This window comes from Curtobacterium flaccumfaciens, from assembly GCF_051548005.1.
Classification (GTDB): Bacteria; Actinomycetota; Actinomycetes; order Actinomycetales; family Microbacteriaceae; genus Curtobacterium.
The window spans coordinates 1-22,058 of sequence record NZ_JBPUGH010000042.1 but is presented as its reverse complement, the minus strand read 5'-3'; the positions used below and the strand labels follow the sequence as shown (position 1 = coordinate 22,058).

General features: G+C 71.5%; 21 protein-coding genes. 15 read left to right on the top strand and 6 right to left on the bottom strand.

Features of this window, described 5'->3' with window-relative positions:
- Positions 1 to 87: 87 nt before the first annotated feature.
- Positions 88 to 1,017 (bottom strand): proteasome assembly chaperone family protein, encoded by a 930-nt coding sequence (locus ACSW7Y_RS07360; RefSeq protein WP_438125659.1) that lies wholly within the window; start codon positions 1,015 to 1,017, stop codon positions 88 to 90.
- A 206-nt stretch (positions 1,018 to 1,223) separates the two neighbouring features.
- Here ACSW7Y_RS07360 and ACSW7Y_RS07355 point away from each other — a divergent pair, with 206 nt between their 5' ends.
- The 9 genes from ACSW7Y_RS07355 (at position 1,224) to ACSW7Y_RS07315 (ending at position 12,111) form a co-directional block, all read left to right on the top strand.
- Positions 1,224 to 1,994, top strand: coding sequence for an HAD family hydrolase (locus ACSW7Y_RS07355; protein ID WP_438125658.1), 771 nt, complete (start codon positions 1,224 to 1,226; stop codon positions 1,992 to 1,994).
- Positions 1,991 to 3,163, top strand: coding sequence for a tRNA (adenine-N1)-methyltransferase (locus ACSW7Y_RS07350; protein ID WP_438125657.1), 1,173 nt, complete (start codon positions 1,991 to 1,993; stop codon positions 3,161 to 3,163). The genes ACSW7Y_RS07355 and ACSW7Y_RS07350 overlap by 4 nt, the downstream gene beginning before the upstream one ends.
- A gap of 10 nt (positions 3,164 to 3,173) precedes the next feature.
- The gene (locus tag ACSW7Y_RS07345) at positions 3,174 to 4,106 is read left to right on the top strand and encodes a hypothetical protein (protein ID WP_438125656.1); all 933 of its coding nucleotides are present in this window, start codon (positions 3,174 to 3,176) and stop codon (positions 4,104 to 4,106) included.
- Positions 4,107 to 4,177: 71 nt separating this feature from the next.
- Complete coding sequence (locus ACSW7Y_RS07340) at positions 4,178 to 5,200, top strand: helix-turn-helix transcriptional regulator (RefSeq protein WP_438125655.1); 1,023 nt, start codon at positions 4,178 to 4,180, stop codon at positions 5,198 to 5,200.
- Complete coding sequence (locus ACSW7Y_RS07335) at positions 5,193 to 6,164, top strand: helix-turn-helix transcriptional regulator (protein ID WP_438125654.1); 972 nt, start codon at positions 5,193 to 5,195, stop codon at positions 6,162 to 6,164. Before ACSW7Y_RS07340 ends, ACSW7Y_RS07335 begins: the two co-directional genes overlap by 8 nt.
- A 214-nt stretch (positions 6,165 to 6,378) precedes the next feature.
- Complete coding sequence (gene tatC / locus ACSW7Y_RS07330) at positions 6,379 to 7,131, top strand: twin-arginine translocase subunit TatC (protein WP_438125660.1); 753 nt, start codon at positions 6,379 to 6,381, stop codon at positions 7,129 to 7,131.
- Entirely contained in the window at positions 7,128 to 9,578 is a 2,451-nt protein-coding gene (locus ACSW7Y_RS07325; RefSeq protein ID WP_438125653.1) for a DEAD/DEAH box helicase, read from the top strand. The genes tatC and ACSW7Y_RS07325 overlap by 4 nt, the downstream gene beginning before the upstream one ends.
- A gap of 245 nt (positions 9,579 to 9,823) precedes the next feature.
- Positions 9,824 to 11,392, top strand: coding sequence for an apolipoprotein N-acyltransferase (gene lnt, locus ACSW7Y_RS07320; RefSeq protein ID WP_438125652.1), 1,569 nt, complete (start codon positions 9,824 to 9,826; stop codon positions 11,390 to 11,392).
- 368 nt (positions 11,393 to 11,760) lie between these two features.
- Positions 11,761 to 12,111, top strand: coding sequence for an RNA polymerase-binding protein RbpA (locus ACSW7Y_RS07315; RefSeq protein WP_438125651.1), 351 nt, complete (start codon positions 11,761 to 11,763; stop codon positions 12,109 to 12,111).
- Between the two features lie 63 nt (positions 12,112 to 12,174).
- Here the strand turns inward: ACSW7Y_RS07315 and ACSW7Y_RS07310 are convergent, their stop codons facing one another.
- A complete protein-coding gene (locus ACSW7Y_RS07310) occupies positions 12,175 to 13,323 on the bottom strand; it encodes an SPFH domain-containing protein (protein WP_438125650.1) in 1,149 nt (382 codons plus the stop codon).
- Positions 13,320 to 13,793 carry an NfeD family protein gene (locus tag ACSW7Y_RS07305; protein ID WP_438125649.1) on the bottom strand — a complete coding sequence of 158 codons (474 nt, stop codon included), beginning with the start codon at positions 13,791 to 13,793 and terminating at the stop codon, positions 13,320 to 13,322. Before ACSW7Y_RS07305 ends, ACSW7Y_RS07310 begins: the two co-directional genes overlap by 4 nt.
- A gap of 151 nt (positions 13,794 to 13,944) precedes the next feature.
- Here ACSW7Y_RS07305 and ACSW7Y_RS07300 point away from each other — a divergent pair, with 151 nt between their 5' ends.
- From ACSW7Y_RS07300 to ACSW7Y_RS07285, 4 genes are all read left to right on the top strand, one after another.
- Entirely contained in the window at positions 13,945 to 14,706 is a 762-nt protein-coding gene (locus ACSW7Y_RS07300) for an SDR family oxidoreductase (protein ID WP_438125648.1), read from the top strand.
- Positions 14,707 to 14,716: 10 nt separating this feature from the next.
- Positions 14,717 to 15,178, top strand: coding sequence for an NUDIX hydrolase (locus ACSW7Y_RS07295; protein WP_438125647.1), 462 nt, complete (start codon positions 14,717 to 14,719; stop codon positions 15,176 to 15,178).
- A 99-nt stretch (positions 15,179 to 15,277) separates the two neighbouring features.
- Complete coding sequence (locus ACSW7Y_RS07290; protein WP_438125646.1) at positions 15,278 to 17,644, top strand: ATP-binding cassette domain-containing protein; 2,367 nt, start codon at positions 15,278 to 15,280, stop codon at positions 17,642 to 17,644.
- A gap of 167 nt (positions 17,645 to 17,811) precedes the next feature.
- Positions 17,812 to 17,979: a hypothetical protein gene (locus ACSW7Y_RS07285; RefSeq protein ID WP_193750362.1), complete on the top strand. Its 168-nt coding sequence runs from the start codon at positions 17,812 to 17,814 to the stop codon at positions 17,977 to 17,979.
- Between the two features lie 104 nt (positions 17,980 to 18,083).
- On the opposite strand, the gene ACSW7Y_RS07280 is transcribed toward ACSW7Y_RS07285, so the two are convergent.
- Positions 18,084 to 18,530 (bottom strand): MarR family winged helix-turn-helix transcriptional regulator, encoded by a 447-nt coding sequence (locus ACSW7Y_RS07280; protein WP_438125645.1) that lies wholly within the window; start codon positions 18,528 to 18,530, stop codon positions 18,084 to 18,086.
- A 57-nt stretch (positions 18,531 to 18,587) separates the two neighbouring features.
- Here ACSW7Y_RS07280 and ACSW7Y_RS07275 point away from each other — a divergent pair, with 57 nt between their 5' ends.
- Complete coding sequence (locus tag ACSW7Y_RS07275; protein WP_438125644.1) at positions 18,588 to 18,956, top strand: VOC family protein; 369 nt, start codon at positions 18,588 to 18,590, stop codon at positions 18,954 to 18,956.
- A 12-nt stretch (positions 18,957 to 18,968) separates the two neighbouring features.
- Here ACSW7Y_RS07275 and ACSW7Y_RS07270 read toward each other — a convergent pair whose 3' ends face one another.
- Positions 18,969 to 19,961 (bottom strand): lipid II:glycine glycyltransferase FemX, encoded by a 993-nt coding sequence (locus ACSW7Y_RS07270; protein ID WP_438125643.1) that lies wholly within the window; start codon positions 19,959 to 19,961, stop codon positions 18,969 to 18,971.
- Between the two features lie 184 nt (positions 19,962 to 20,145).
- Complete coding sequence (locus ACSW7Y_RS07265) at positions 20,146 to 21,177, bottom strand: alcohol dehydrogenase catalytic domain-containing protein (protein ID WP_438125642.1); 1,032 nt, start codon at positions 21,175 to 21,177, stop codon at positions 20,146 to 20,148.
- A 173-nt stretch (positions 21,178 to 21,350) separates the two neighbouring features.
- On the opposite strand from ACSW7Y_RS07265, the gene ACSW7Y_RS07260 reads away from it, so the two are divergent.
- Positions 21,351 to 22,010: a copper resistance CopC family protein gene (locus tag ACSW7Y_RS07260; RefSeq protein WP_438125641.1), complete on the top strand. Its 660-nt coding sequence runs from the start codon at positions 21,351 to 21,353 to the stop codon at positions 22,008 to 22,010.
- Positions 22,011 to 22,058 lie beyond the last annotated feature (48 nt).

The window sequence follows — 22,058 nt, the reverse complement described above, 5'->3', positions numbered from 1 at the left end:
GTCGCACGACGTGCCGTCGCGCCGCGCGTGAGCCGACGTGTTCTGCGACCAACGCAGCGGTGCGCCAGCCGCGCCCCGTGCCCTGCGCTACTGCGGCGGCTGCGGGGGCCGGAAGCCTTCGCCGCCCGCGGTCCCGCCGTCCTTGCCGTCCTTGCGCTCCCGACGCCGCAGGTACTGCTCGAACTCCTGCGCGATCGCGTCCCCCGACGCCTCCGGCGAGTCCACCGTGTCCCGCGCCTGCTCGAGCTGCCCGATGTACGACGCCATGTCCTCGTCGTCGGCGGCGAGGGCGTCGATGCCCTCCTCCCACTCGGTCGCGTCGTCGAGCAGCGACCCGCGGGGCACCGTGACGTCCGTGAGCTCCTCGATCTTGTCGAGCAGCGAGAGCGTCGCCTTGGGCGAGGGGGAGTTGTGCACGTAGTGCGGGACCGAGGCCCAGAGGGACAGCGTCGTGAGGCCGGCCTTGTCCACGGCGTCGGCGAGGACCCCGAGGATGCCGGTCGGCCCCTCGTAGGAGGACTTGTCGACGTCGAACGCCGCGCGGACACCGGCGTTCTCGCTCGACACGAAGACCGAGATCGGCCGGGTGTGCGGCACGTCGGCGAGCATCGCGCCGACGAACACCACCGCGTCGATCGAGTACACGTCGATGAGGTCGATCACCTCGGCGCAGAAGCCGCGCCACGTCCGCGAGGGCTCGGGGCCGACGAGCACGAAGACCTCGCGGTCGGACTCGGAGCCGGTCGCGCCGACCACGGGTCGACCGTCGGCACCCGGGCCGTGCAGCACGATGCGGGGCCACTGGATGCCGCGCTCGCCCTCGTCGTCGGTGCCGACGGTGGGGCGGTTGAACTGGTAGTCGACGTACCGTTCGCCGTCGATCTCGCGGAGCTCGTCGAGCTCGAGCGCGTCGACGATCCGCCGGGCGAGCCCGCTGGCCGCCTCACCGGCGTCGTTCCAGCCCTCGAAGGCGACGACGAGCAGTCGGCCCTCGCTGAAGGGGGAGTGCTGTGGCACGGAGCGGACCTCCTGGAAGGGGCGCGGCCCGGTCGTGCGGACCGCGCGCGTGGGACGTTGACCAGGCACCCACTGTAGGCCCGTGGCGGTCTCCGGCGGGCAGCAGTCCGCCCCCAGCGGAACGCGCGCGCGACGCCCGCGACGGGGTCGGGGCGGTCACACCCGAGCGCCGGGCGGCACCCCACCGACCGGTAGACTCGTCGCCCGTGACCGCCCAGCGCCCCGACCGAGTCCTGCCCGCAGCCGTGCTGTGGGACATGGACGGCACGATCATCGACACCGAACCGATCTGGCAGCAGTCCCAGGTCGAGCTCACCGAGCGCTTCGGTGCGACCTGGACCCACGAGGACGGTCTGTCGCTCGTCGGCTCCGGACTCGAGCGCTCCGGCGAGATCCTCCGCGACCGCGGGGTCGACATGGAGGTCGAGGAGATCGTCCTCTGGATGACCGAGTACGTCTCCGACCGGCTGCGGCACGACGACCTGCCCTGGCGTCCGGGCGCGCGTGAGCTCGTCGAGGAGCTGCACGACCGCGGCGTCCCGACGGCCCTCGTCACGATGTCCCGCCGGTCGATGGCGCTCGTCGCGGCCGAGGCGCTCGGCGACCGGGGCTTCCGCGTCGTCGTCGCCGGTGACGACGTCGAGCGGCCGAAGCCGTTCCCGGACGCCTACCTCTCCGCCGCCGCGCAGCTCGGCGTCGAGCCGACCGCGTGCGTCGCGATCGAGGACTCCGCCACGGGCGTCGCCTCCGCCGTCGCCTCCGGCGCGGTGACCATCGCCGTCGAGCACATCGTCCCGCTGGCGGACATCGCCGGTGGCGACGTCCACCTGACCACGCTGGCCGGCGTCGACGTCGACCGACTGGTCGAGTTGACGAGCCCTGCCCTCGCCGCGCGCGCGGCCGGGTCCGACGAGCAGCCGGGAGGCACGGTGCACGTGCCCGCCGGAGCTGCGGCCACCGAGGGCGGTGCCCGATGAGCGACCTCGAGCGCGCTGGCGACGAGGCGGCGGCGATCCGCGCCTCCCGTCCGGACGACGCCACGGCGTCGCTGCCGCACACTGCGGGCGGTGCGCCGCACACGCCGCCCCGCGGTCCGTTCCGGTCCGGCGACCGCGTGCAGCTGACCGGTCCGAAGGGCAAGCTCACGACGCTCTCCCTCGAGACCGGTGGCGAGTACCACACGCACCGCGGCGTCCTCCGCCACGACGACGTGATCGGGCAGCCGGACGGCTCCGTGATCCGCGCGACCACGGGCGACGAGTACCTGGCACTGCGTCCGCTGCTCAACGACTACGTGATGTCGATGCCGCGCGGCGCCGCGATCGTCTACCCGAAGGACGCGGCGCAGATCGTCGCGTTCGCCGACGTCTTCCCCGGCGCCCGCGTCGTCGAGGCCGGGGTCGGATCCGGGGCGCTCTCGCTCTTCCTGCTCCGCGCGATCGGGCCGACCGGGCAGCTGCAGTCGTTCGAACGCCGCGAGGAGTTCGCGGCCATCGCCCGCGGCAACGTCGGCACGTTCCTCGGCGCCGTGCCGGACAACTGGTCGGTGACCGTGGGTGACCTCGTCGAGGAGCTGCCCGGGGCCACCGAGCCGCAGAGCGTGGACCGCGTCGTCCTCGACATGCTCGCGCCGTGGGAGTGCGTCGACGCTGCGGCCGACGCGCTCGTGCCCGGCGGTCTGATCGTCTGCTACGTGGCCACGGTCACCCAGCTCTCGCGCACGGCCGAGGCCCTCCGCGACACCGGCCGCTTCACCGACCCGATGCCGAGCGAGACCCTCGTCCGGACCTGGCACGTCGAGGGGCTCGCGGTCCGACCGGACCACCGCATGGTCGGGCACACCGGGTTCCTCGTGACCGCCCGGCGGCTCGCCGACGGTGTGGTGCTGCCGAACCTCAAGCGTCGTGCCGGCAAGGCGGAGTTCTCCGACGAGGACGTCGAGGCCTGGACGCCCGGTGCCGTCGGGGAGCGGAGCGCGAGCGACAAGAAGCTGCGGAAGGTCGCTCGGCAGGCGGCCGCGCAGGCGCGTCGGGTCGCGGCGGCCGAGGCGGGGTCCGTGCACGAAGCGGAGTCCGTGTCCGAGGCGCGGGCTGCGTCCGAGGCGGAGTCGGAGCCCGCGTCCGGGGCGCACGAGGACGACCGGTAGAGTACCGACCGTGCCCGTCCTGCATCGAACCATCCCCGCGCTCCTGGTCACCCTCGGACTCGCCGCCACGCTGACGGCCTGCTCCGCGAGCGGAGCCGGGACGACCCCGTCGAGCTGCGCCCGCCCGGGTGCCGCGTCCGAGGCCGTCACCGCCACGGGCTCGTTCGGCAAGGAGCCGGAGGTCTCCGTGCCCACCGGCCTGACCACGAAGGGCACGCAGGTATCGGTGCTCAAGCAGGGCACCGGCCGCGAGGTCGAGGACGGCACACCCGTGCTCATCGAGTACACCGTCGTCGACGGCGCGACCGGGCAGGTCGCGCAGACGAGCGGCTACTCCGGGCAGACCGCGCCGATCACCGCCGGAGCGTCGAACTTCGGTGCCCTCGGCGAGGCCGTCGAGTGCGCGCACGTCGGTGACCGCCTCGCCGTCGCCCTGCCGAAGAGCGCGCTCAGTTCCTCGTCCGGCGCCGCCGGGTCGTCGTCGAGCAGCAAGACGGAGGACGCCGTCATCGCCGTGATCGACGTCAAGCGTGCCTTCGACGCTCGGGCCACCGGCACCCCGCAGCTCGCCGGCGACCGGATGCCCGCCGTGGTGCTCGCCCCGTCCGGCGCCCCCGGCATCACGATCCCGTCGTGGGACGCGCCGAAGTCCGACGAGACCCACCTGCTCCGCAAGGGCGACGGGACGAAGCTCACCGCGAAGGACACCGCGGTCATCAAGTACACGGCCGTGACCTGGAGCACCGACCCGTCCGTCACCGGTTCCAACTGGACCGACGGCTCCGGTGCCGCGACCGTACCGCTCGCGAAGGGCCAGATCGTCGACGGGGTCCGTGAGGCCATCCTCGGGCACCGCGTCGGCGACCAGGTGCTCGCGATCGTGCACGGCCAGGGCGGGACCGACGCCTACGTGATCGACGTCCTCGGAGTGATGCCGCGCTGACGCCTCGGCACCGTCCACCGACCGCAGCGCGGGTGCACTCCGGTGCACCCGCGCTGCCGTAGGATCGGCCTGTGCCAGCCTCTCGTACCCCCCGTGTGCCTGCCGAGGAGCGGCTCTTCAGCCTCGTGCTCGCACTGCTCTCGACGGAGTCCGGGTTGACGAAGGCCGAGATCCTGGCCAACGTGCAGGGGTACCGGCAGCGCTGGACCCAGGGCGGGGACAACGCCTCGCTCGAGCGCCAGTTCGAGCGCGACAAGGACGACGTGCGCGACCTCGGCATCCCGCTCGAGACCATCGAGACCCCGGGCGCGGCCGGCAACAACCAGACGCTGCGCTACCGGATCCCGAAGGGCGAGTACGACCTGCCCCTCGACGTCCGCTTCACCCCGGACGAGTCCGCGCTGCTGTCGCTCGCCGCGATGGCGTGGCGCGAGGGAGCCCTCTCCGCCGACTCGCGCCGGGCACTGCTCAAGGTCCGCTCGGCCGGGGCAGAGGACGACGTGGCGTCCGGCGTGCTCGGGGTCGACGCGTACGCACCGCGGCTCCGTGCCCGCGACGCCGCGTTCGAGCCGCTGCGCTCGGCGCTCGATCGCGCTGCCGCGGTGCGCTTCGACTACATCACGCCCGGCCAGCACGAGGCCCGTCGTCGTGAGCTCGCCCCGCTCGCGCTCGTCCAGCACGGGGGGCGGTGGATGCTCGCCGCGCACGAGTTCTCGACCGGTGGCACGAAGAACTACCTGCTGTCCCGGATCGTCGGCCCCGTGTCGCAGTACGAGGTCGGTCGCCACCCGGCCCCTGCGGGAGCGGGGGAGCGTGCCCTCGCCGAGCTCGACCGCATCTGGGCGACCCGGACCGCGCGCATCCACGTGGTCCCCGGCTCGGACGCCGAGCGACGCCTCTCCCGCCGTCGCGACACCGCTGCCGAGCCCGACGGCACCCTCGTGCTCCACCACGTCGACCCGCAGATCCTCGCCGAGGAGCTGGCGGCGTTCGGCCCCGAGGTGCGCGTGCTCGAACCCGACGACCTCCGAGACCGTGTCACCGCCAGACTCCGCGCCCTCGTCGCCGACCACGAAGGAGACGCCCGTGGTTGAACCGCAGCCGCTCCAGGCGCAGGACAAGCTCGCGTTCCTGCTCGCCCTCGTGCCGTACCTCATCGACCGCGAACGCGTCTCGGTGGCCGAGGCTGCGCGGCACTTCGGCGTACCCGAGTCCCGCATCCGCCGAGCCGTCGAGCTCATCGCGGTGTCCGGTGTCCCGGGCGAGACCATGCAGTACCAGCACGGCGACCTCTTCGACATCGCCTGGGACGACTTCGAGCAGAACGACATGATCGTGCTGACGAACCTCGTCGCGATCGACGACGCGCCCCGGCTCTCCGCACGCGAGGCCTCGGCGCTCATCGCCGGGCTGCAGTACCTGTCGGCGCTGCCCGAGGCCGCAGACCGTGACGCGATCCGCGCGCTCATGGCGAAGCTCTCGCGCGGTGCCGGCGGTGCAGCGTCCAACGTCGCCGTCGGACAGGACCTCCACGACGCCACGCTCGCCACGATCCGGCGAGCGATGGCCGACGGGCGTGGACTCGCCTTCGACTACGCCGGTCCGCGGAGCCGCGGCGGGACCCGGAGCGTCGACCCCCTGCGCGTCGAGTCGATCGACACCGACTGGTACCTCCGCGCCTGGGACCTCGACCGGCAGGCGCTGCGGACCTTCCGACTCGACCGGATGTCCGCCGTGCGCGTCGAGGAGCGTCCGGCGACCACGAGCGCGGCCGACGTGGTGATCCCGGACACGCTGTTCCAGCAGGCCCGCGAGGACGTCATCGTCACCGTGGAGCTCGACTCGTCGTCGCTCCCGCTCGTCGCAGACTTCCTCGCCGACACGGCGGACGCGCCCGACGACGACGGCCGGGTCCGCATCCGGCTCGCGGCGTCGAACGGGTTCGACGGTGTCGTCCGGCTCGTCGCCGGCCTGCCGGGGCGCGCCGTGGTGCTCGACCCGCCCGCCGCCCGTGCGGCGATCCGGGACTTCGCGGCCGCGGCCCTCGCCGAGGCCTGACCCCGACGAATTCGGTGCGTTCCGACGACGCGACCACCAGCCGGCACGGAGGCACGTGGCGGGCCACCGCACCGCGCCTCCAGGCCGCCTGTGCGAACGCACGCAGGCGCAGCGCCGTGTCGGACCGGTCCCGTAGGATCGGGGCATGGCTTCGACGACCGCAAGCGGGCGAGCGAAGCGGCCGGGGCGTCCGAAGAAGGACACCGAAGGCCGCATGTCGCTCGGGCAGCACCTCATCGAGCTGCGCAACCGTCTCTTCCGTGCGGTCATCGCGGTGGTGGTGTGCGCGATCGGCGGGTGGTTCCTCACCCCGTTCGTGCTCGACGCGCTGCGTCAGCCCGTCACGAAGCTCGCGGAGATCGGCGGGCACACGGCCGAGCTGAACTTCCCGATGATCACCGGGGCCTTCGACCTGAAGCTCCAGATCGCGATCACGATCGGCATCGTCATCTCGAGCCCCGTCTGGCTCTACCAGATCTGGGCGTTCATCGTCCCGGCGCTCGTCCGGCGCGAGAAGCAGTACGTGTTCGGCTTCCTCGGCACCGCCATCCCGCTGTTCTTCGCGGGCTGCTGGTTCGGCTGGTACATCCTGCCGCACGTGGTGCAGATCCTCGGCAGCTTCGTGTCGACGCAGGACACCTCGATCGTCGATGCCAAGGCCTACTACAACTTCGTCATCAAGCTCATCGTGGCGGTCGGCATCGCCTTCGTGCTGCCGGTGTTCCTGGTGCTGCTGAACTTCGTCGGGGTGCTCTCGGCCTCCGCGATCATCAAGTCCTGGCGCATCGCGATCCTCTGCATCCTGGTGTTCTGCGCGATGGTGACGCCCTCGGCCGACGTCATCTCGATGTTCCTGCTCGCCATCCCGATGACCGTGCTCTACATCGCCGCGTGCGCCGTGACGTGGCTGCACGACCGGCGCGCCGCGAAGCGCCAGGCCAAGCTCGACGAAGAGTACGGCCTGTGACCAACACGGACCTCAGCCCGGCCGAGCGCTACGCGGCGGCGAGGGTCCGGAACCGCTCCCGAAACCTCGAGCTGTTCCGGACCGACCTGCGCTTCGACCTCGACCCGTTCCAGTTCGCGGCCTGCGACGCCATCGACCAGGGCCGCAGCGTGCTGGTCGCGGCGCCGACCGGCGCGGGCAAGACGATCGTTGCCGAGTTCGCGATCTGGCTGGCGATGCGCCAGCCCACGGCCAAGGTGTTCTACACGACGCCCATGAAGGCCCTGAGCAACCAGAAGTACGCCGAACTGGTCCAGGCCTACGGCGAGACCGAGGTCGGGTTGCTCACGGGCGACACGAACGTAAACCCGCGGGCGCGGGTGGTCGTGATGACGACCGAGGTCCTCCGCAACATGATCTACGCGGACTCCGACCTCCTCGACGACCTCGCGTGGGTCGTCCTCGACGAGGTCCACTACCTCGCCGACCGGTTCCGCGGCGCCGTGTGGGAAGAGGTGATCCTGCACCTCCCGACCGAGGTCCGGCTCGTCTCGCTGAGCGCCACGGTGTCGAACGCCGAGGAGTTCGGTGACTGGCTCCAGACCGTCCGGGGCGACACCGACGTCATCGTCTCCGAGGACCGCCCGGTCCCGCTCGAACAGCACGTGCTCGTCGGCTCGAAGATGGTCGACCTGTTCGACTCGAGTGGCGCCGCGGCGACGAACCGTGTCAACCCCGAGCTGCTGCGCCTGGTCGGGGGAGCCTCGCGGAGCGAACGCCACGGCGGCGGACACCGCGGCGGACGCGGACGGGGCGGCTACCACGACCGTCGCGGGCCACGCACCGAGAAGCTGTACCGCGAGCAGATCGCGCGCATGCTCGACGACCGGATGCTGCTGCCGGCGATCTTCTTCGTCTTCAGCCGTGCCGGATGCGACCAGGGTGTCCGCAACGTCCTGCGCTCCGGACTGTCGCTCACCACGGCGGACGAGCGCCGTGAGATCCGCGAGTCCGCGGAGTACCACTGCCGCACACTGCTCGACGAAGACCTCGCCGTCCTCGGGTACTGGGAGTGGCTGGAGGGCCTCGAACGCGGGGTCGCCGCGCACCACGCGGGCCTGCTGCCCGCGTTCAAGGAGGTCGTCGAGGACCTCTTCCAGCGCAAGCTCCTCAAGGTCGTCTTCGCGACCGAGACGCTCGCGCTCGGGGTGAACATGCCGGCCCGCACCGTCGTGCTCGAGAAGCTCGAGAAGTTCAACGGTGAGGCCCGGGTGCCGATCACGCCGGGGGAGTACACGCAGCTCACCGGTCGGGCAGGTCGGCGCGGCATCGACGTCGAGGGGCACTCGGTCATCCAGTGGACCGACGGCCTCGACCCCCAGGCCGTCGCGTCGCTCGCCAGCCGCCGGACCTACCCGCTCAACTCGTCGTTCAAGCCGACCTACAACATGGCGGTCAACCTCATCGAGCAGTTCGGGCGTCGCCGCACGCGTGAGGTCCTCGAGACCTCGTTCGCACAGTTCCAGGCGGACCGCTCCGTGGTCGACCTCGCGCGCAAGGTCCGCTCGCAGCAGGAGTCGCTCGAGGGCTACCAGCAGGCGATGACCTGTCACCTCGGCGACTTCACCGAGTACGCGGCGCTCCGGCGCGAACTCTCCGACCTCGAACGGACGAACGTCCCCGGCGGCCGCGAGGCCTCGCACGGTGCCCGCAAGGAGCGTCAGGCCGCGATCACCGACGTTCGACGGCGCATGCAGCGGCACCCGTGCCACGCCTGTCCCGACCGCGAGGCCCATGCACGGTGGGCGGAGCGCTGGTACAAGCTCAAGCGCGCGAACGACAAGCTCGTGCAGCAGATCCGCTCACGCACGGGTGCCGTCGCGACGACCTTCGACCGGGTCACCGACGTGCTCCTGCAGCTCGGCTACCTCGTCGAGACGGGTGACGGCTCCGGCGAGGCGACGGTCGCGGCCGGCGGGCGTCGTCTGCAGCGCATCTACGGTGATCGCGACCTGCTCGTCGCCGAGTGCCTCGAGGCAGGGGTGTGGAAGGAACTCACACCCGCGCAGCTCGCGGCGATGGCAGCGACCATCGTGTACCAGCCCCGCCGCGAGGACGCGCCCGGCACCGAACACGCCCTTCCTCGGGGTGCGTTCCGTCCGGCGCTCGACGAGACCCTGACGATCTGGGCACGCCTCGACGACATCGAGCGTGACGCCCGGCTCGCCGGATCCCAGCCGCCCACCCCGGCGATGGCGGTCGGCATGTTCCGGTGGGCGTCGGGGTCCGCGCTCGACGACGTCCTCCGGACGCTCGACATGCCCGCCGGCGACTTCGTCCGGTGGTGCAAGCAGGTGATCGACCTCCTCGACCAGATCCGGAACGCGGGCGACGACGACCTCGCACAGACCGCACGGCGTGCGACGGACGCGGTGCGCCGCGGCATCGTCGCCTACGCAACGGTCTGACGGGAGGCCCGGTGCACGTTCCCGAGTCCGACCTGCGTCCGAGCGACGGCGGGTCCACCCCGCCGGCCGCGTCCGGTGCGGGCGTGCGCGGTCCGGCCGCGCGCGCAGGCGGCGGAGGTGGCGCTGCTGGACGTGGTGCGTCCGAGCGCGGTGTCGGTGGCCGCGGTGGCCGGTTGCGCGGGTCGTCCGGGGCTGGCTTGGACCGGTCGGGTGGGGCCGTCGTGGGTCGGTTGCGTGGGGCCGCCGTGGATCGGCGCGCAGGGTCCGGCCGGCCCGACCCGGCGAACCCGTTCCGGGCGCTGCCGCTCGGATCCGCCGTGCCGCTGGCGGTCATCGGCGGTGTCCTGCTCGCGCTGTCCTTCCCGTCCCCGGGCTGGTGGTTCCTCGCCTACCCGGCGGTGGCGTGCCTCCTCGTCGCGGTCATGGGCCAGCGGGCACGACGCGCGGCGTGGCTCGGCTACCTCGCCGGGGCCGCGTTCTGGATCCCCGCGATCTCGTGGGCGGGCCGCTACCTCGGCCCGGTCCCGTGGTTCGCGCTCGCGCTCCTCGAGGCCGCGTACCTCGCACTCGGCAGCGTCGCGATCGCGCTCGCGTACCGGTGGGTGACCCGCGTGTTGCCGTCGACCGCCGGGCGAGTGTGGGGCCTCCCGGCCGTCGTCGCCGCACTCTGGACCGGACGCGAGTGGTTCTCGGGCAGCTGGCCCTACGGCGGCTTCGCGTGGGGTCGGATCGGGCTCTCGCAGTCCCAGGGGCCGTTCGCGCACCTGGCGGCCTACGTCGGGGTCCTCGGACTCACCTTCGTCGTCGTGTACTGCGTGGCCGTCGTGGTGTCCCTCGCGCTCGTCCGACCGACCCGGCCCGGAGCGGTCGTCCGGCTGCCCGTGCGCGTCACGACCGCGGGTCTGCTCGTGGCCGCGGTGCTCGCCGTACCCGCCTGGCCGACCGCCGTGGACGGGACGATCCGCGTCGAGTCCGTCCAGGGCAACGGTCCTGCGGGGTACTTCGACGGGGCGAGCCCGGGTGAGGTCCTCGCCGCGCAGGTCGCCGCCACGGACACGGAGGCGAAGGGCGTCGACCTCGTGGTGTGGCCCGAGGCCTCCGCCGAGTACGACCCCCGTCAGCAACCCGTCGTCGCGTCGGCCCTCGACTCGGTCGTCGACTCCGTCGGTGCCCCGATCGTCGCGGGCGCGATCACGCAGACGTCGTCCGGGGTGCTCCACAACACGTCCTTCGTGTGGACCGCCGAGGGGTGGCAGTCGTCCTACGACAAGAAGCGTCCCGTGCCGTTCGGCGAGTACGTGCCCGACCGCTGGTTCTTCTCGAAGCTGGCACCGTCGCTCATCGGTCTGTTGCAGCGCGACTACACCCCGGGGACGAAGCCGAACGTGCTCTCGGTCGCGGGGATCAAGGCGGGCATCTCCATCTGCTTCGACATCGTCGACGACGGCCTCACGACCGACATGGCACGCGGGGGAGCGCAGGTGATCCTCGCGCAGACGAACAACGCCGACTTCGACGGGACCGACGAGAACCTCCAGCAGCTCGAGATCGCACGGATGCGGGCGATCGAGACGGGACGCTCACTCGTGAACATCTCCACGGTCGGGGCCTCGCAGGTCATCGACCCGAGCGGACGCACGATCGACCGCGTACCCGCGTACACCGCGACGTCGATGGTCACGGACGTGCCGCTCGGGACCTCGACCACGCCGGCGACGCTGATCTCGGGCTCCCTGACGCTCCTGCTCTCGTTGGGTGGCCTGCTCGTCCTGCTCGCCTGCGCCCCGTGGTCGCGCCGGCGCCGGGTCGCCTGACGGAGCCGCGCGGGGCTGGGCGCCGGGCGCTCGGCTCACGAAACGCGCGCGTTTCGACGAAGCACCTCGTGATCGTCAGGTGTTTCGTCGCGTACGGCGCGCGATGTTCCGCGCTCCGGAGTGCCGCTCCCTCCCGCGCCCGCCGTGTCCGCCGCGGAACGCCAGATCACGCGGTGCCGCCCGCCGTGTCCGCCGCGGGACGCCAGATCCCGCGGTGCCGCCCGCCGTGTCCGCCGCGAGACGCCAGATCACGCGGTGCCGCCCGCCCGGGCTCGCCCACTGGGAACGCACTGTGAAAGCGCCGGTCGGGGAACGAACCCCCGTGGGACAGTGTTGTGGAGGGCAGGACGAGCGGAAGGAGCACACCGATGGCTGATCGAAGTCTTCGCGGCATGCGGCTCGGGAGTCAGAGTCTCCATAGCGAAGAGGGCGTCGAGCTCTCGGACCGCAAGCGCGCGGTCTACCAGTCCGACTCCGGCGAGACGTTCGACGTGATCTTCTCGGCCGACGCCGAGGTCCCGTCGACCTGGTCGGACCCCCGATCCGGGCGCGAGGGAACACTGCTCGGTGATGACGGGGTTCCCGTCGAGGTCGCGGAGGAGGACGTCAAGGCACCGCGAACCCACTGGGACATGTTGCTCGAGCGTCGCTCGCGTGAGGAGCTCGAGGAACTCCTGCAGGAACGGCTGCAGTTCCTCCGCGCACGACGCGGCGCCTGAGACACCCGCAGACACGAAGAAGCCCACCCCGGATGTTCCGGGGTGGGCTTCTTCGCATCTGTCCTACTTGGTGTCGCCGAGCTCCTCGTTCGTCGCCTCGTCAGCCGCGGCCAGACGTGCATTGACGCTCTTGTCGGACTCGGCAAGACGCTGGTCGAGGTCGGACTCCGGCACGATGTCCGCCGCAGTGGCGTCCGGCCGCGGGGTCGACGACGCCGCGGCGTTCGCTGCCGCTGTGTTCGCCAGGCTCTCGTTCGCGAGCTTCGAGATGCGCTCGAGGAAGTCACCACCAGCGGACCCGCCAGCGCTCGGGGCGTTCCCGCTCCGGCCCGTCGTGAAGCCCTCGGCGATGCCCGAGAGCGCCTTGGTGAACTCGCTGGGGATCATCCAGAGCTTGTTCGCCGTGCCCTCGGCGAGCTTCGGCAGCGTCTGGAGGTACTGGTAGGAGAGCAGCTTCTCGTCCGGGTCGCCGGTGTGGATCGCGTCGAAGACGGTCGCGATCGCCTGGGCCTCACCCTCCGCGCGGAGGACCTGGGCCTTGGCATCGCCTTCAGCCGCCAGGATCGCCGCCTGCCGCTGGCCCTCGGCTTCGAGGATCTGGGACTGCTTCGTTCCCTCGGCCTGGAGGATCGCAGCGCGACGGCTGCGCTCAGCCCGGAGCTGCTGCTCCATCGCGTCCTGGATCGACACCGGCGGCTCGATCGCCTTGAGCTCGACGCGCCCGACGCGGATGCCCCACTTGCCCGTCGCTTCGTCGAGTACGACACGGAGCTGGCCGTTGATGTTGTCGCGGCTGGTCAGGGCCTCTTCGAGGTTGAGCCCACCGACGACGTTGCGGAGCGTGGTGGTGGTGAGCTGCTCGACGGCTCCGAGGTAGTTCGCGATCTCGTACGTGGCGGCGCGTGCGTCGGTCACCTGGAAGTAGACGACCGTGTCGATCGACACGACCAGGTTGTCCTCGGTGATCACCGGCTGCGGCGGGAAGGACACCACCTGCTCTCGCATGTCGATGAGCGGGCGGAGCCGGTCGATGAACGGGATCAGCAGGTTCAACCCGGGGTTGAGGGTCTTGTGGTACTTCCCGAGCCGCTCCACGATGCCGGCGGTCGCCTGCGGCACGATCCGGATCGCACGAGCGAGCACGACGATCACGAAGATGACGACGACGAGGATGAGCAGGAGGAGCAGGATCGTCCCCGTTGAGAGGGTCATGAGGCGTCTTTCTGGTCGATGCGGACGACGGCGGTGGAGCCCTCGATGGACTCGACGACGACGGGGGTGCCCAGGGCGGGCAGGCGTTCGGTGGGCGTGCCCGCGAGCCGGGCGCTCCAGGTCTCGCCGTTGGCGAGCCGGACCTGCCCGGGGGAGGACGAGGTGAAGGCGACCGCGACGGTGCCGGACAGGCCGACGAGTCCGTCGATGCCGGTGCGGTGCGGGTCGGCGCCCCGGTTGAGCGCGTGCAGGAGGCGCGGGCGCACCAGCAGCAGCAGGAGGAGGGCCAGGGCGGCCGCGACGAGCGCGGACAACCACCACGGCGCACCGAGCAGGGCTGCGATCAACCCCCCGGCGGCTCCCGCCGCGAGCATGATGAAGATGAAGTCGAGCGTGAAGATCTCGACCACCCCCAGGATCAGCACGAGGCCGATCCACACGATGGCCTGGATCCAGTCAGGTCCGGACACGCGATCTCCCTCCCTCGGTCGCGCACGGCGTTCGCTGCGTCGCGACGGCCGGTCAAACTCCGTTCAACATATCAACTGCGACCGACAGCCGCGCCCCGGACGGTAGGCTCGTTGCGGCAACGAGACCTCCGACCCCACCTGGAGCACGACTGTGAGCAACCCCCTCGCCCCCGGATCCCTCGCCGACAAGCGCGCCCTCGTGACGGGTTCGTCGCGCGGCATCGGCGCCGACACCGTCGGGTACCTGGCGGAGGCCGGCGCGAAGGTCGTCGTGAACTACCGGAACAAGGCGAAGCGTGCCGAGCAGATCGCGGAGAAGATCGTCGCCGACGGCGGCGCAGCGCTCGCCCTCGGCGCGGACCTGACGGACCACGACTCGGTCCAGGCGATGGTCGACCAGGTCGTCGCGGCCTGGGGCGGCATCGACCTCCTCGTGCTCAACGCGTCGGGCGGCATGGAGTCCGGACTCGGCGAGGACTACGCGCTCCGCCTGAACCGCGACGCCCAGGTCGACATGCTCCGTACCGCGGTGCCGCACATGCCGGCCGGGTCCCGTGTCGTGTTCGTCACCAGCCACCAGGCCCACTTCGTCGAGACCGCCGAGACGATGGACGAGTACGTCCCCGTCGCCAAGAGCAAGCGCGCCGGCGAACTCGCACTGCGCGAGCTGATCCCGCAGCTCGAGGCCGCCGGGATCGAGTTCGTCGTCGTCTCCGGCGACATGATCGAGGGCACCATCACCGCGACGCTGCTCAACCGGCTCAACCCCGGCGCGATCGAGGGACGCCGTCAAGAGGTCGGCAAGCTCTACAGCGTCTCCGAGTTCGCAGCCGAGATCGCACTCGCGGCGATCGAGCCGATCCCGGCCGACCACACCAAGCTCGTCGGCGACGTCAGCGGCTTCGGCGCGTAGCGTCGACCGGGTGACAGCGAAGCCCGGCCTGCGCCGCACCTCCCGCATCCTCCTGCTGGACCCGGACGGCCGGGTGTTCCTCATGGACACCCGTGCCCCGTCTTCCGACGGCTTCCACCGGTGGATCACGCCCGGCGGCGGTGTCGACCCGGGGGAGTCGCACCGTGACGCGGCCGTCCGCGAGCTCCGCGAGGAGACCGGCATCGTGATCGCCGACCCCGGCGAGAGCGTGTGGTCGCAGGACTTCGACGTGACCTGGGACGAAGCCGACCACGATCGCGGCCACGCCGAGTTCTACGTCGTCCGCACGGAGGGTTTCGAACTCGACGACAGTGGTTGGACCGACGACGAGCGGGTCGACATCACCGCGTCGCGATGGTGGACCGCCGACGAACTGGACGCGACCCACGAACCGTTCGAGCCGGCAGAACTCCCCGATCTGGTGCGCCGCGCCGCGCCGTCGCGGCGCTGACCTGCTCCGCAGCGGCCTGGAGGCACGACCCGCCTCCGCCACGCTCCTCCTGTCCACAGGGCTGTCGGCCCGGGCAGGCCGCGCGGTACGGTGATGTACATGCATACCGGTACCGGGCACGCTGCCGACCAGCACGACCGCATCCGCGTCCGCGGAGCGCGGGAGCACAACCTGCGTGACGTCGACGTCGACCTGCCGAAACGCCGACTCACGGTCTTCACCGGCGTGTCCGGTTCCGGCAAGAGCTCGCTCGTCTTCGGCACGGTCGCCGCCGAGTCGCAGCGCATGATCAACGAGACGTACAGCGCGTTCGTGCAGGGCTTCATGCCGTCGCTCGGTCGACCGGACGTCGACCTGCTCGACGGGCTGACCACCGCGATCGTCGTCGATCAGGAGCGCATCGGGGCGGACCCCCGCTCCACCGTCGGGACGGTCACGGACGCGAACGCGATGCTCCGGGTGCTCTTCAGTCGACTCGGGCAACCGCACATCGGCGGCCCGAACGCGTTCTCGTTCAACCTCGCGACGGTGTCGGCCGGGGGAGCCATCACGGTCCAGAAGGGTACGGACGTCAAGGCCGAGCGCGTCACCTTCAACCGGCTGGGCGGGATGTGCGCCGAGTGTGAGGGCCGTGGCCAGGTCAGCGACATCGACCTCACGCAGCTCTTCGACGATTCGAGGTCGCTCGCCGAGGGTGCCATCACGGTCCCCGGCTACGGCACCGACGGCTGGAACGTCCGCATGTTCGCCGAATCCGGGTACGTCGACAAGACGAAGCCCATCCGCGACTTCACCGAGCAGGAACGGCAGGACTTCCTGTACCGCGAGCCGACGAAGCGGCAGATCGCCGGCATCAACATGACCTACGAGGGGCTCGTGCCGCGAGTCCGCCGTTCCTTCCTGCAGAAGGACCGTGAGGCGATGCAGCCACACATCCGCGCCTTCGTCGACCGGGCGGTGACGTTCACGACCTGTCCCGCGTGTGACGGAACCCGTCTCAACGAGACGGCCCGTGCCTCCCGGATCGACGGGAAGAACATCGCCGACGTCTGCGCCATGCAGATCAGCGACCTCGCCCGCTGGCTCCGGACCCTCGACGAGCCGAGTGTCGGGCCGCTGCTCGACGGGCTCCGCGACGCCGTCGACTCGTTCGTGGAGATCGGGCTCGGGTACCTCTCGCTCGACCGCCCGACCGGCACGCTGTCCGGGGGAGAAGGACAGCGCGTGAAGATGGTGAAGCACCTGGGGTCGGCGCTGAGCGACGTGACGTACGTGTTCGACGAGCCGAGCACCGGGCTGCACCCGCACGACGTCGAGCGGATGAACGAGCTCCTCCTGCGCCTCCGTGACAAGGGCAACACGGTGCTGGTGGTCGAACACAAGCCGGAGGTCATCGCCATCGCCGACCACGTGGTCGATCTCGGCCCCGGCGCCGGGTCCCAGGGCGGCCGGGTCTGCTTCGAGGGCACGGTGGACGAACTGCGGAAGAGCGACACCGTGACGGGGCGACACCTCGGCGACCGGCAGGCCCTGCGTGCCGACGTCCGGACACCCACGGGCGCCCTCGAGATCCGTGGGGCCTCGGCGCACAACCTGCGCGACGTGGACGTCGATGTCCCCACCGGGGTCCTGACGGTCGTCACGGGCGTCGCGGGGTCCGGCAAGAGCTCGTTGATCCACGGCGCACTGTCGGACCGCGAGGGCGTCGTCACCATCGACCAAGGAGCGATCCGTGGCTCCCGGCGGAGCAACCCGGCCACGTACACCGGGCTGCTCGAACCGATCCGGAAGGCGTTCGCGAAGGCGAACGGTGTGAAGCCCGCGCTCTTCAGCGCCAACTCGGAAGGCGCCTGCCCGGCGTGCAACGGAGCGGGGGTCGTCTACACGGACCTCGGCATGATGGCGGGTGTCTCGACCACGTGCGCCGAGTGCGAGGGCAGACGCTTCGACCAGTCGGTGCTGGCCTACCACCTCGGCGGCAAGGACATCAGCGAGGTGCTGGCCATGTCGGTGTCCGAGGCGGAGCGGTTCTTCGCCGAGGGCGACGCACGCATCCCGGCAGCACACGCGGTGCTCGGTCGACTCGCCGACGTCGGCCTCGGGTACCTGACGATCGGGCAGCCGCTGACGACCCTGTCCGGCGGGGAACGTCAGCGGCTCAAGCTCGCCGTGCACCTCGGAGAACCCGGCAACGTGATCGTGCTCGACGAGCCGACCACGGGGCTGCACCTCGCCGACGTCGCAGGGCTGCTCGGCCTCCTCGACCGGATGGTGGACGCCGGTCGCACGGTGGTCGTCATCGAACACCACCAGGCCGTCATGGCACACGCCGACTGGATCATCGACCTCGGCCCCGGCGCGGGTCACGACGGCGGCCGGGTCGTGTTCGAAGGCACTCCGGCACAGCTCGTCTCGACTCGATCCACGCTGACCGCGCGGTACCTGGCTGACTTCGTCGGGGCATGACGTGCGTCGGGGCATGACGGGCGTCATCGAGCGACGCGCGTCGGGGGAGTGACCGAGGTGGGGCGCGCGGCCGACATCGGCGGGCGGCCGGCCGGCAACGGCGGGGCACCGGCCGACCAGCGCACTCCGGCAACGGCGCTCAGCGGAGCGCGCGTACGGTCCAGCGCATGACGTACAGCCAGCCTGACCCTGCCGAAGAGACCACCGCAGCCGGATCGCCCGAGCAGCCCGACACCGACGAGCAGTTCCTCGAGGAGTCCGGTCGTGAGGACGCCGCGCTCGAGATCGATGCCGAGGACGTCCCGACCGAGAGCGACGACGACTCGGGGGAGTGAGACTGCTGCAGGGCGGGGCGTCGTGGTCCCGCCCTGCACAGCTTCGCACAACCCCTCGCTGCTCGACCAGCCCCTCGCTGCTCGACCAGCCCCTCGCTGCTCGATCAGCCGCCGCGGAGCGCGGTGACCATCGACCGGAGCGCTCGGAACGCCGCCGTCCGTTCGGGACCGGTCATCCCCGAGATCATCCGGTCCTCGACCCCGCGGACCGCAGCCGTCGCCCGGGCGAGGTCGGCGCGACCCTTCTCGGTCAGCGTCACCGGCACCACTCGCCCGACCGTCGCGTCCGTCGCTCTGAGGACCGTCCCGTCGTGCTCGAGCGCCTGCAGCAGGACGTTCATGGTCTGCCGCGTGACGAACGCTCCGCGCGCGAGGTCGGAGTTCGAGAGTCCAGGCCGCTGTGCGAGCAGTTCGAGGCACGAGTAGTGCGTGATGTTCATGCCCAACGGGCGGAGGACGTCCTCCATCGCGGCACGCAGGGCACTCGACGCCTCCTTGAGGAGGTACCCGAGCGAGGTCTCGAGGTCGATGCCGGGGGAGTCTTGACTCATGTCAGTAGTCTGACATATCCTTTGTGTCAGGAAACTGACACCAACAAGGAGTACACCATGCCCGTCACCGGCCCCGACTTCATCTCGTTCCAGGTCCGCGACCTCGACGCCGCGCAGGCGTTCTACGAGCGGTACCTCGGACTCGTCCGATCGCCGGCGGGTCCGCCGCACGCGGTGGTCTTCACGACGACGCCGATCGCGTTCGCACTGAGGGACGTCGTCCCGGGGACCGACCTGGACGCCGTCGCGCAGCCCGGCGCCGGCATCGCCGCCTGGTTCCACGCCGACGGCGTGCAGGACATTCACGACGCACTCGTGGCGGACGGGCACCGCATCGTGACATCGCCCTTCGACGGCCCGTTCGGACGAACGTTCACGTTCGCCGACCCGGACGGCTACCAGGTCACGCTGCACGACCGCGCGTGATGCCTGCCCTGATCAGGGGTGGACCGTCACACGCCGACGGAGAGCGAGTGCCGCCGCCCGGACGCTCGGCGGCAGGGGAGACGACACGACGGTCGTGAACGGACGCTCGGCCGCACCGAGCGACAGCTTGAAGCGGCTGATCCCCTCGTCGACCTCTCCGACGAGGTCGACCGCGGTGTGCCCGGTGTCGAGCGCGTGCTGCAGTACGTCGTGGTAGAGCGCGGTGCTCGGGTTGACCGCGCGGAACGCCCGCAGCGTCCCGCCGGCCCAGCCGGTCACGACGGGATGCCCGGTGAAGACCACGATCACACCGGCGATCGTGCCGTCGACGAGTGCGGTGGCGGTGTACACGTCGTCGCGAACGGCCGCGTAGCGCTCGACCCGGGCGCCGATGTCCTCCGGGTACGGCGACGGGACCCCGCGACTCGAGTACGACTCGCTGAGGATGCGGGGGAGGAACTCGGTCACCTCACCGGGCACCGACGGCCGCACCACGACGCCCTTGCGCTCGGCTCGCCGGAGCGACTGACGAGCGCCGTTCTTCATGGCGTGCACGAGTCGCTCGGGCGACGAGCCGACGAGGTCGACCACGAACGTCCGGTCCGGCAGCCCGGTGACCCCGGCTCGGGCGACCGCGGCGGCGGGGTCGGACGCCGCGCCCGGCCCGAGGTCGTACCGCGCCACGAGGATGCCGTGTCGGAGCTGCCACCGCCGGAAGGCGCGCATGACGGCCACGAGCAGGTGGTCGGGCACCAGTGGGCCGACGAACGGGAACGGCGGCAACACGGCTCGCGCGAACACGCCGCGGTGCAGCAGGACCGGGAACACGCCGATCGGTACACCGTCGGACGTCACCACCAGCGGCTCGAAGCGCCAGCCGAAGCACTCGGACTGCAGCGTGAGCCAGGCCCAGTCGTGGAAGCCGGTCGCTCCGGCGTGCGCCGAGACGAGCGCATCCCACTCGACTGCATCACGAGCTGACCGGAACCACATCGTCGTACCCACGGCAGGAGCCTAGGCAGCCTCGGGACAACGGGATCGCCGAGTGCGAGAACTCTGCGGCAAGCCGCCGCGGCCGCGTTCTCGGCCAATGCCGTATGCGCCGATAATGCATATTATGTCAACTCGTCTGGAGGCAGCCGCCCGCTGAGGCCGCCCACGCCATCTGGAACGAACAGCAGCTGTCCCCTCACCACGTCGCCACGGTCATCCCCGCGCCCGTGGCGGGACGGTCCATCGCCAGCACGGCCTCGGGCAGCTCCTCGAACCCGATCGTGCGTCCGATCGACTCCGCGGGTCGCAGTCGTCCCGCGACGACGTCCTCGAGCATCGCCGCGTACTCCGCGACGGCGATGCCGTGGCTGCCGAGCAGTTCGAGCTCGTCGCCGATCACCCGACCCATCGGGATCGCCGGGATCGCCTCGTCACCGAGGAGCAGCCCGACCTGCACGTGCCGACCCCGAGGCCGCAGGGTCGCCACTGCCGCCACGGACGTCGCTCGGCTCCCGAACGCGTCGACGGAGACGTGCGCCCCGCCAGCGGTCAGCGTGCGGATCCGGTCGACCGCGTCGTCGTCCATCGGTACGGTGTCGGCGCCGAGCGCCGCAGCCCGTCCGAGCGCCGCGGCCGAGATGTCGGACGCCACCACGCGGGCACCCGCAGCGACCGCGACCTGCACCGTCGAGAGTCCGACGCCACCGCAGCCGAACACCGTCACCCACTCCCCTTCGGCCACGCGACCTCGGGCGTGCAGCGCGTGGTAGGCGGTGCCGAACCGGCAGCCGAGACTCGCGGCCTCCGCGAAGCCGACCGCGTCCGGCAGCCCCACGACGTTGAGGTCGGCGTGCGGCACCGCGACGAGGTCAGCGTACGAACCCGGCAGGTCGAACCCGGGCTGCTGCTGCGCGGTGCACACCTGGGTCGCCCCGGCACGGCACTGCTCGCACGCTCCGCAGGCGAAGACGAACGGCGCGGTCACCCGGTCGCCGACGGCGAACCGCCGGACCTCGGCGCCGACGGCGGCGACCTCGCCCGCGAATTCATGGCCGGGCACATGGGGCAACGTCACCGAGTCGTCGTGGCCGGTCCACGCGTGCCAGTCGCTCCGGCAGACGCCAGTCGCGCGGACCCGGACCAGGACGCCGTGCGGCGGCAGGGCCGGCTCGGGGATCTCGACGAGGGTCGGGACGGAACGGAAGTCGGAGTACTGCACTGCTCGCACGCACTCATCCTCGCAGACGAGCACGCCCGGATATCGCGAGGGGCCAGGCGCCGGCGATCGGCCGTTGCCGTCCGGGATACTGAGCACTGGATGGTCCCGCCGGGACCGGGCTCCGGCCGCGAGGCGGTTCGACCCGTCGGCGCCGACCGAGGCACGCCCGTAGGCTCCTGTGCATGCGTTCATGGTCGGTCATCGCCCTCGTGCTGCTCGTCGCGGCGTCCCTGTCCGTCGGAACGACCCCGGCGTCGGCGCACTCGGCCCTGGTGTCGAGCGACCCCGCGGCCGACGCCACCGTGACCGCTCCGCTCGACCGCGTGTCGCTCACCTTCTCCGAGGCGCCGCTCGCCGGGCTCGGTGCCGGCCTGCGCATCGAGGTCCGCGACGACTCGGGTCGTGACGTGTCCACGGGAGCCGTCGAGATCTCCGGTACCTCGATGGTGAAGGCCGTGGCGTTGGCCGACGGGCCGTACCGGGTCCTCTGGCGGTACGTGTCGCCCGACGGCCACCCGATCACGGGCGAGTACGGGTTCACCGCCTCCGGTGCGTCGCCGACGTCGAGCGCGGCATCGAGCGCCTCCCCTGCGCCCTCGACGGCCGACCCCTCGACGCCCGCCCCCTCGGAGCCGACGACGTCCGGGCCGACCGCCACGGCGACAGCCGCTCCGGCCAGCGCGACGACGCACGCCGGCCATTCGCCGGTCGCCGTCTGGGTGATCGGCGTGGTCGCGGTCCTCGCCGCAGCGACGGCGGCGGCTGCTGCCGTCGTGCGTCGTCGCTCCGCTCGCCCGACCGACCGCGACGACGACTCGCCGGTCGCGGGCTCGGCGGACTGAAGCACGCACGGCGGACCGCGGCACGCCGTGACCTGGCCCGGCCTGGAG